The sequence below is a fragment of the Domibacillus antri genome (assembly GCF_001936625.1).
Classification (GTDB): domain Bacteria; phylum Bacillota; class Bacilli; order Bacillales; family Domibacillaceae; genus Domibacillus; species Domibacillus antri.
Window position 1 is genome coordinate 21057 of record NZ_MSDU01000001.1, and the last position, 10467, is coordinate 31523.

At 45.2% G+C, this 10467-nt stretch carries 8 protein-coding genes; all 8 read right to left on the reverse strand.

All coding sequences use genetic code 11. The annotated features are described in order from the left end of the window. Positions 1-3: 3 nt before the first annotated feature. Complete coding sequence (locus BTO30_RS00120; protein ID WP_075396689.1) at positions 4-1563, reverse strand: putative polysaccharide biosynthesis protein; 1560 nt, start codon at positions 1561-1563, stop codon at positions 4-6. A gap of 79 nt (positions 1564-1642) precedes the next feature. Further along, positions 1643-2179, reverse strand: a complete 537-nt coding sequence (spoVT, locus tag BTO30_RS00125; protein WP_075396690.1) for a stage V sporulation protein T — start codon at positions 2177-2179, stop codon at positions 1643-1645. Between the two features lie 88 nt (positions 2180-2267). Then, positions 2268-5789, reverse strand: coding sequence for a transcription-repair coupling factor (mfd, locus tag BTO30_RS00130; RefSeq protein ID WP_075396691.1), 3522 nt, complete (start codon positions 5787-5789; stop codon positions 2268-2270). Between the two features lie 69 nt (positions 5790-5858). Continuing rightward, on the reverse strand, positions 5859-6419 hold the full coding sequence (gene pth, locus BTO30_RS00135) for an aminoacyl-tRNA hydrolase (protein WP_075396692.1): 561 nt from the start codon (positions 6417-6419) through the stop codon (positions 5859-5861). Positions 6420-6515: 96 nt separating this feature from the next. Continuing rightward, entirely contained in the window at positions 6516-7118 is a 603-nt protein-coding gene (locus BTO30_RS00140) for a 50S ribosomal protein L25/general stress protein Ctc (RefSeq protein ID WP_075396693.1), read from the reverse strand. 140 nt (positions 7119-7258) lie between these two features. Further along, positions 7259-8218, reverse strand: coding sequence for a ribose-phosphate diphosphokinase (locus BTO30_RS00145; RefSeq protein ID WP_075396694.1), 960 nt, complete (start codon positions 8216-8218; stop codon positions 7259-7261). A 21-nt stretch (positions 8219-8239) separates the two neighbouring features. After that, positions 8240-9616, reverse strand: a complete 1377-nt coding sequence (glmU, locus tag BTO30_RS00150; protein ID WP_075396695.1) for a bifunctional UDP-N-acetylglucosamine diphosphorylase/glucosamine-1-phosphate N-acetyltransferase GlmU — start codon at positions 9614-9616, stop codon at positions 8240-8242. Between the two features lie 187 nt (positions 9617-9803). After that, a complete protein-coding gene (gene spoVG / locus BTO30_RS00155; RefSeq protein WP_075396696.1) occupies positions 9804-10109 on the reverse strand; it encodes a septation regulator SpoVG in 306 nt (101 codons plus the stop codon). Between the last annotated feature and the right edge of the window lie 358 nt (positions 10110-10467).

Consider the following 10467-nt stretch of genomic DNA (forward strand, 5'->3'; position numbering starts at 1 on the left):
ACGTCACATCCTCATATTGCGCTTTGCCTTCCAGTTAATGATTTTCGATCCGAAAGGCAAGAATCGCAGTTCATCTTCATTCAACACTTTCCATTTTACCATGAAAGCAATAAACAGACAGATTCCGAGCAGCGCACCGCCTATTGCCGTCAAACCGTTCATAACCCGGTCCCCCTCTTCCGGGAGTAAAAGCTGAACCAATAAGAAAACAACAGCAGCCATGACAAAGGAGGCTGTCGTTGTTTTCAACATAAACACTCCCGTAAACAGCGGCTCCACTTGATTTTTTCTTACAATGACAGCTAAAACCAAAACGCCGGCGAGCAGGGAACACACTGTTGCCATTGAGGCGCCATATAATCCGTAATGCGGAATCAAAAATGCATTAGCGGTCCATTTAAAGATAATGGCAATCGCAGTTCCGGCTGCCGGCATCCAATCATTCCCGTTCCCCTGTAAAATAGCATTCATCGTTGACATAATGGAATAAAAAAAGATCGCCAGCCCAAACACAGCCAGTACACCAGACCCGTCTTTTGTCTCAAATAACATCGTATTAAGTGGAATCATGATAGCCGCAAGACCGCTTGAAGCAGCCAGCCCAAGTGCAAAACAGACCCTCAGTGCTGTCCGGCTGTAAGCTGCAGCAGCACGGGAATCTTTTTCTTTCACCGATTTTGTGATGAATGGTACAGCTGTTAACGCAATGGAAACGGATGCAGCCACACCGAGCTGAAGCATCGGCTGCCCGCGGTCATACACGCCTTTCCATTGCTTCGCCTCTTCTGCCGGCATACCGGATGATACAAGCCCACTGTACAGCTGAAACGAATCAGCAAGCTGCAGCATCACAAGTGTTAAAGCAGATAGACAAACAGCGCTGCCTCTAATCATCATCGTTTTCATCATTTGGACATCCAGCTGCATCGGGGTAAAATCTTTCCTTTTCCTGCTGTACAGCCACAGTACTCCGACCGATGCAGTCATTCCAAGCAAGGAGCCGGCAACCGCACCGAAACCGACATCATAAAGGGTCCGTCCTGAAAAGACAATATAAGAGGAAATTAGTAAAATGCATACTATGCGAATAGATTGTTCAGCTATTTGTGACACTGCTGTCGGCATCATTTTTCCCTCACCTTGAAATGCACCTCTCCGGACGGTCATATACGGCATGGCCAAAAAGAAGAAAGCACTTAGCTGAATAAGCGGTTTCAGCTGTCCATCGCCCATTGCTGAAGCCATCCAGTCTGCAGAAATAAAAATAATGATGAAATAAATTATTCCGATTAAACTAATCGTAAAAAAAGCTGTCTGGATCAATGCGTGTTTTGATTTTTCATCTGACTCGGCCATGCAGCGCGAAACCACAATGGGAAAGCCCGACACGGCAAGTCCTGCTGCAATGCCATATAGCGGATATACTTGCTGATAAATATAGAAGCCGGTATCACCGACAATATTTTGAAAAGGGACACGATAAACAGCACTTAATACTTTTACAAATAATGCCGCAATCGTTAACAGCAACGCACCTTTTATCAATTCATTTCTTTCCTTCACACGACCACCTCTGCCACTACTTTACTCATTTCCAGCATTTTTGCAAAGAAAAACCCGGCTCCACAGCCGGGAGTCCGGGTTAACGCTCCATTTGTCTGCCAAAAAAAGCAGCTGCGACAAACGCCGCTTTTTGTTCCGCTTCACCTGCTGACCGATCTTCTGAAAATAACACGACTGCGCCAATCGAGTCTCCGGCCGCAATAATCGGCGCAATGAAATACGATTTAGTCTGAACCATTCGGCCATCGGCAAATTCCACTTCGCGGGTGCCGTTCCCTTCAGCAGAACGCCGCTCTTGAATGACGGTTTCGACGACCGGACCGATTTTCCTTTCAACAAAGTCCTTCTTTTTTACACCGGCTGCTGAGACGATTGTATCCCGATCACAAATTAACACAGAATAATTCAAGCTGTCATACAGCGCATCCGCATACTCCTGTGAAAAATCACCAAGCTCTGTAAACGGCGAATATTTTTTCAAAATGACTTCGCCGTCGCGGTCCACAAAAATCTCCAATGGATCCCCTTCCCGGATACGAAGGGTACGGCGTATTTCTTTCGGAATAACCACGCGGCCAAGATCATCAATTCGGCGGACAATACCTGTTGCTTTCATGTTCAGATGCCTCTCTTTCACCATAAAAATATCAGAACATTTTGCTATGGTGTTAGTATCTTTCAATAAAGGCATTCTATACATCGTGTTATGCTTGTTTTTTTGCGGTCTCAAGCTCGCTGATCAATTCAAACGCAGCATGAAACCAGCCCTGCTCAGGAGCCTTTTTACAATCAATCGTTATTTTCAGTTTTTGTTCATCCATGCCGAGTCCGCACATACGGCCGAACTTGTTGCAGATGGCAAATACTTTTGAGCCGTCTATTTCTTTCGTTCCGTCAGCACTCATTAAAATGGTGACTGTATCCTTGGACTGCTTCATCGATTCCAGCTTCGTTTTTGCTGCATGAACTTTCATTTCCGCCACTTTAAATAAATCCGCCACTTCTGCCGGATAATCGCCAAAACGATCCGTCATCTCTTCCTTTAATTCAGCAATTTCATCAAACGAATCGGCCGAACGGAACCGCTTGTACATATCGATTTTTTGCGCACTGTCCGCAATGTACGAATCGGGGATATAGGCATCAATTGACACATCCACTTCAAATGAAGGCGTCTTATCCTGCATGTCACCGCCGCGTTTTTGTTCGATCGCTTCTTTCAGCATTTGCGAATACAAATCGAATCCGACTGAGTCAATAAATCCGTGCTGCTGTGCGCCAAGCAAGTTTCCGGCACCACGGATTGATAAATCGCGCATGGCAATTTTAAAGCCCGATCCAAGCTCGGTGAACTCTTTAATAGCCTGCAGCCGTTTTTCCGCCGGTTCTGACAGCACTTTGTCTTTTCGGTACATAAAATATGAATAGGCCACACGATTTGAGCGTCCGACACGTCCGCGTATTTGATACAGCTGGGACAGACCCATCCGGTCCGCATCATGTACGACCAGGGTATTAACATTTGGAATATCGACACCCGTTTCGATAATGGTCGTCGTTACCAAAACATCCGATTCTCCTTCTAAAAAGCCAAGAATCACAGCTTCAAGTTCCGTTTCAGTCATTTGTCCATGCGCATACGCAACGCGTGCATCCGGTACAAGCATGGAAATTTCATCGGCACGGCGTTCAATATCTTCCACCCGGTTGTATAAATAAAACACCTGACCGCCGCGGGCAATTTCCCGTTCCACAGCTTCACGTATAAGACCAAGATTATGTTCAACAACATACGTTTGAACCGGGAAGCGGTTTTCCGGCGGCGTTTCAATGACGGACAAGTCGCGGACACCAAGCATGGACATATGAAGTGTCCGAGGAATCGGTGTAGCTGTCAGCGTCAATACATCAACGTTTGTTTTTAACTGCTTAATCTTTTCTTTATGTGTCACGCCAAAACGCTGTTCTTCATCGACAATCAGCAAGCCAAGATCGTGATACTGCACATCTTTCGATAAAAGGCGGTGTGTCCCGATGACGATGTCAACTGTTCCTGCTTTCAAGCCTTTGAGCGTTTCCGTCTGCTGCTTGCGCGTCCGGAAACGGCTGAGCAGCCCTACTTTTACAGGAAAGTCCTGAAGGCGTTCTTTCAGCGTTTCATAATGCTGCTGTGCAAGAATCGTGGTCGGCACCAGAATCGCCACCTGCTTTCCATCCGCTGTTGCCTTAAACGCAGCACGGATGGCCACTTCTGTTTTCCCATAACCAACGTCGCCGCAAAGAAGGCGGTCCATCGGCTGTTCCCGTTCCATATCACGTTTAATTTCTTGAATGGAGCGCAGCTGATCCTCAGTTTCTTCATATGGGAATGCCGCTTCAAATTCACGCTGCATATCCCCATCCGGTGAAAACGCATAGCCTTTTGCCGCTTCCCGCTCGGCATAAAGTTTTAATAAATCATCCGCTATATCCTGTACGGATGATTCGACTTTCTTTTTCACCCGTTTCCATTCACTGCCGCCAAGCTTATAGATTTTCGGTTCTTTGCCTTCTGAACCTACATATTTTTGAACGAGTTCAATTTGTTCAACCGGCACAAATAATTCATCTGTTCCCTGGTATTTAATTTTCAAATAATCTTTATGAACGCCGTTAATTTCAAGCGTTTCAATGCCGAGATACTTCCCGATCCCGTGATTGACATGAACAACGTAATCACCGGCCTTCAGCTCGGAATAGCTTTTAATCCGCTCGGCATTTGACAGCTTCTGACGCCGTTTGCTTTTCGGCGCTTTTTTATTAAACAATTCCTGTTCGGTAATAACAGCCAGTTTTAAAAGCGGAAATTCAAAGCCGGATGTAAGTGCCCCGGGCCCGGTCTGGGCAATGCCTTCAATCACCTCATTCCTGCCTTTTAACATCGTGACTTCCATCCCGTAATCATGGAGCGCTTCTTTTATTTTTTCAACCCGCTCATTTGTTTCGCCTAAAAACAAAACGGTTGTTCCTGATTTTTTCCAGCGATCCATTTCCGCTTCCAGTACATTCATTTGTCCATGAAAATTTTGCATCGGACGCGCGGAAAAATTGACGATGTTTTCCGGCTTTCCTCCAGCCGTCTGACGCATAAACAGCGATAAATAAACAGACGGCTGGAGGACGGATTGCACCGTTTCCTGCAGCAAGTGTGCAAGCTTTAACCCGTGTACCGCTTTTCCTTCTTCAATGAGCGCTGTGTACCATTCCGCTTCTTCTTTCTCAAGAGACTCACTTATTTCTTTAATTCGGCTCATTTCATCGAAAAAGATAATACCGTCTTCCGGTAAATAAGACGTGACAGCATCTGTTTCTTCGTATAAAAGAGATGTATATTTTCCGAGTCCATCAATACGCACGCCTTCTTTTAATTTTTCAATATCCGCACCTATAAAAGTGGTCAGCTGCTTTTTGACGTCCGGACTGCCGATTTTTTTGACTGTATCAGCGAGTGACTGTTCAAGTCGCCCGGCAAGTGCAGCCAGCTCTTCTGTCGACGCCGGCATTTCCGCCGCCGGACCAATTAGCACAGATGTCATACTGTCGATGGATCGCTGTGTATCAGGCGCAAATGTACGAATGGAATCAATTTCCGTATCGAATAATTCAATACGGATCGGATGTTCAGAGGTGAGCGGGTAAATATCCACAATTCCGCCGCGAATGCTGAATTCGCCCGGTGCGTAAACCATATCCGCCCGCTCATAGCCCATTTGTACAAGCTCTTGCTTGAGGTGCGCGAGATCAATATCTTCACCCACTGTAAACGGTTTTTGAAGTCGCTTCCATACTTCTTTAGACGGAAGCAATTTTTTCAGGCCCGCAGCCGGCACAATGTAAATACCTGTACCATGCAAGGCAAGGTGATTGAGCATTTCAATGCGCTGTGCCCTCAGCTCAGGGCTCGCGATGCTTATTTCCGCAGCGATTAATTCGTTGGCCGCATATAAATAAACGTGATCTTCAGATGTAAATTGTGTCAGGTCATCATATAGCTTTTGTGCCTGCAGCATATTGTATGTAACAATCATGACCGGCTTTTGCAGTTTCCGGTACGCAGCTGCCGCAAAAACAGCCCGAAGCGAGCCTGATAACCCGGCCGCAAGCTGCTCTTTCATCCCGGCTTCCATACCGTTCATGATCGATTGTGCTTCTTCATTTTTTAAAAATAAATCCAGTAAATGGTTCATTTATTAGCCCCCTTTCCAAAACAGAAAAACGCTTTGGAGCATACGCCCAAAGCTTTTTAACACTATCCATCATTGATTGAATTCGTTCATTACATCAATAAATGCATGGTCGATGGCACTTGTGCAGGCAGCCGCGCTTCTTTTGACCGCTTCATCCATCACAATCCGCTCATCATCACTAAATTTACCCAGCACATAATCAACTGTTTTAACCGGACCGTCCGGACGGCCTATTCCGACACGCACCCGTTTAAATTGATCCGTACCAAGATGGGCGATCGTCGATTTAATGCCGTTATGACCGCCGGCGCTGCCTTTTTGACGGAGCCGTATTTTTCCGTGCGGCAAATCCAGATCATCATATACAACGATCACGTCATCGGGATCGATATCATAATAACGCATTACTTCACCAATGCTTTCACCCGATAAGTTCATATATGTTAATGGTTTTAATAAAATGACTTTTTCCGTTCCTTTTCTTGCGATGGCATATACGCCTTTGTGCTTCGCTTCCGAAAGCTGGACCCCAAACTGGGCAGCCAGTTCATCGATTACATCAAAACCGATATTATGCCGTGTCCCCGCATACTTTGTGCCGGGATTGCCAAGGCCAACGATTAGTTTCATACGCATTTGCACCTCAATTTTCACAGTTATATTTAGTATACATGAGCGCATGAAAAAAGAACAGGCAGAGGACTCTCCACCCGTTCTTTATCATCGTTATTCCTTTGCTTCTCCTTCAGCCGGTTGTTCGGCATCCGCATCTTCTTCCATTTTTTGCGGCGGAAGAACGGAAACGATTGTTTCATCATCTTCATGTTCAATGACGAAATCAAATTTATTGCGAATGTCACCGACCGAGATCGAATCGCCGATCGCAAGCTCTGAAATATTTACCGGAATATTTTCAGGAAACTCGGATACTTTTGCCGTTACATTCAACTCATACAATGGCTGTTGAATAACGCCGCCTTCTTTTGATCCGACAGCTTCACCTTCGAGATCAACACGCACCTGTGCTGTAATTTCGGAGGATTGATCTACTGCAAGGAAATCGGCGTGAACGATATGTCCTTTAATCGGGTCCTGCTGATATTCCTGCAAAATTACATCGTGTTTATGGTCTTCTACTTGTAACGTTATCATCCCGTTACGCCCGACTTCACGAATGACTTTAATAAACTGGCTCTCCTCTACAGCTACCGGTTCCGATTCCACATCTTTTCCGTATATAACTGCCGGGAATGACCCCGCTGTACGTATTTCTGTGAGTGATGCCCTCGTAAAGGCATGACGCTTTTTCGCTTCTAATGTTTTACTCATTACTTTTCGTCACCTTCCTGTTTTTAATCGTTCGTTTTATGTGTACATCATTGTATATTCCCCGAACGAACGATTTATAAACATAAAAAGGAAAAAAAAAGAAACCAGCTCTTTAAAAAGAACCGGTTCTTTTACTTTCATTAATCAAACAACGTGCTGACAGACTGCTCTTCGTGAACGCGGATAATCGCTTCACCAATAAGCGGTGCCACAGATAATTCAACAACTTTATCTGTTTTCTTTTCAGGCGCAAGTGCAATCGAATTGGTCACAACGAGCTCTTTAATGTTGGAGTTTGCAATCCGCTCCATTGCAGGGCCTGATAAGACAGGATGTGTGCAGCACGCATATACTTCCTTCGCTCCGCTTTCAGAAATGGCTTTCGCTGCCAGCGTAATAGTACCAGCTGTATCAATAATATCATCAATTAAAATGGCAATTTTTCCTTCTACATTGCCAACAATATTCATGACTTCTGACACATTCGGCCGCGGACGGCGCTTATCGATGATCGCGATCGGGGCTTTCAGACGATCCGCGAGTTTACGGGCACGTGTCACACCGCCGTGATCCGGTGATACGATGACGATCTCTTCTTTGTTGAAGCCTTTTTGTTGAAAATACGCGCCTAAAATCGGCACTCCCATTAAGTGGTCGATTGGAACGTCAAAAAATCCTTGAATTTGCGGCGCATGGAGATCCAGTGTAATTAAACGGGTTGTTCCCGCCGTTTCCAGCAAATTTGCTACGAGTTTCGCTGTAATCGGCTCACGGGCACGGGCTTTACGATCTTGACGTGCATAACCGTAATACGGAAGGACGACGTTAATTGTTTTGGCAGACGCGCGTTTTAACGCATCGATCATAATGAGCAGTTCCATTAAATGTTCGTTTACCGGTCCACTTGTGGATTGTACGATGTAAACGTCACAGCCGCGAATACTTTCTTCGATGTTAATTTGTACTTCTCCATCGCTAAAACGCGTAACCGAACTTTTACCTAGTTCCACACCGATAAATTCAGCGATTTGCTTCGCCAGCCCCGGGTTGGAATTCAACGAAAAGATTTTTAAATTTGGATCTAAATACTGGTTGCTCATGATGACCTCCACTGTCATTTTTTAATCGTTTTTTGGAAAGATTTTTTGAACGTAATTTTCTTTATTTACCTGACGTGCACGCGCAATCGCAAGCGCTTCTTCCGGCACTTCATCTGTAATCGTTGAACCGGCCGCTACATAGGCACCTTTTTTGACTGTTACCGGTGCAACAAGATTGGAATTGCAGCCGATGAACACATCGTCTTCAATTTTCGTTAAAAACTTATTTTTTCCGTCATAATTTACGGTGATGGATCCGCAGCCAATGTTTACGTTGGTTCCAACTTCCGCATCACCGATATAGCTTAAATGGGATGCTTTACTTCCTTTCCCAAATGCCGCATTTTTAACTTCAACAAAGTTTCCGATTTTCACTTCATCATGAATCGCTGATTTCGGACGGATGTGCGCAAACGGGCCAATGTTAACATCTGAACCGATTTCGCTGTTAAATGCCGTGGACTGGCGAATGACTGTCCGATCGCCGACAGCACAATCGCTGATTTCGCTGTTCGGTCCAATCACGCAGTCCGCGCCAATCGTTGTTTTGCCGGAAAGGACAGTGCCCGGCTGAATGACTGTATCCGGGCCGATTTCCACATTCGGACCGATATACGTATGAAGAGGATCAATAATCGATACACCTGCACGCATATGCTGCTCATTAATGCGTGCGCGCATAATCCGTTCTGCTTCACTGAGTGCAACACGGTCGTTGACACCAAGTGTTTCGTCAAAACTGTCTGTCTGATGTGCAGATATTGTTTCGCCCGCTGCCTTTAAAATTTCAATGACATCCGGCAAATAGTATTCACCCTGCACATTGTCATTTGATACATTTTTAAGCGCATCAAAAAGAGCTTTGTTGTCAAAGCAATACGTACCTGTATTAATTTCTTTGACAGCACGCTCTTCATCTGTGGCATCTTTATGTTCAACAATACGGCTGACAGAGCCATCTGCGCCCCGAATGATACGCCCATATCCGTCCGGCTTGTCCGCGCGGGCCGTTAAAATTGTTGCTTTTGCGCCCGTTTCTTCATGATGTTTAATAAGGGCTTCCATTGTCGATGTTTGAATAAGTGGTGTATCTCCGCATACCACGAGTGTACAGCCTTCTTTTCCCTCCAAAATCGATTGTGCCTGAATAACTGCGTGAGCCGTACCGAGCTGCTTCTCCTGCAGCGCATAAGCGGAACGGCCGCCAAGCTGAGCTTTTACTTTCTCTGCTCCGTGGCCGACGATTGTGACAATTTGTTCTGTATGTAAACCTGTAATTTGATCAATAACGTGTTCTACCATCGGCTTTCCACAGACGGGATGCAGTACTTTGTACAATTTTGACTTCATGCGTGTTCCCTGCCCTGCAGCCAGAATGACAGCATAAATGTTTGTCATGAAAGGCCTCCTAACCTGTTTATCCATATTGAATATATCTTAAAAAAACGTTTATTTCAATAACGCGCGGAAATTGACACATTATTGACAACGCAAAAAAAGAGCCCTACATAAAAAGTAGGCTCTTGATGCGTATAATTCAGGATGCTGCTACTAATAATGTCTCCGGCGGCATCATATAAACGGGTTATGAGCTGGCACCCGCTTCTTCCAGCGCCACAAGTTCTGTATCCTCATATCCATCGGTCCGATGATATTCCGAGAGCACAGCGTCTTGAATTTTTCCTCTGGTACCGGAATTGATCGGATGCGCAATATCGCGGAATTCACCGTCCGGTGTACGCTTGCTAGGCATCGCCACAAATAGTCCGTTGTTTCCATCAATGACACGAATATCATGTATAACAAATTCGTCATCAAGCGTAATGGACGCAATTGCTCTCATTCGGCCGTCGGTCTGCACACGGCGCAATCTTACATCTGTTATTTCCACGCATATTCACCACCTTTACCCAAATAAAAAATGCATAAACTAATTATTCAATAATAGTTGAAATATTCCTTCTTTTCTGACTGAAAAATTTTATATAAAAAAACCGGCACATAGCCGGTTCAGACTGTAGACAAATAACAATTTTTTACCGTAATATCCTTTTGCTTCTTTTCATACGAGCTGTTTTGATGGGATCTGACAAAGCGGCAGGCGCTGAGCTCGTCCCATAGGAGTCTGCGCCGCGCGCCTGCCGCTAGTGCTTTAAACAAAACAATATCGTCCGGCAGATCCCTATTTCTTCGCAGCACCAATTGTGAAAAATACGCAGACATCTCCCTCGCGATTGTTCAATAAATAC

Coding starts and splice junctions, on each gene's coding strand:
- spoVT (WP_075396690.1), bottom strand. CDS start 2,179: ATGAAAGCAACAGGTATTGTCCGCCGAATTGATGATCTTGGCCGCGTG.
- mfd (WP_075396691.1), bottom strand. CDS start 5,789: ATGAACCATTTACTGGATTTATTTTTAAAAAATGAAGAAGCACAATCG.
- pth (WP_075396692.1), bottom strand. CDS start 6,419: ATGAAACTAATCGTTGGCCTTGGCAATCCCGGCACAAAGTATGCGGGG.
- BTO30_RS00140 (WP_075396693.1), bottom strand. CDS start 7,118: ATGAGTAAAACATTAGAAGCGAAAAAGCGTCATGCCTTTACGAGGGCA.
- BTO30_RS00145 (WP_075396694.1), bottom strand. CDS start 8,218: ATGAGCAACCAGTATTTAGATCCAAATTTAAAAATCTTTTCGTTGAAT.
- glmU (WP_075396695.1), bottom strand. CDS start 9,616: ATGACAAACATTTATGCTGTCATTCTGGCTGCAGGGCAGGGAACACGC.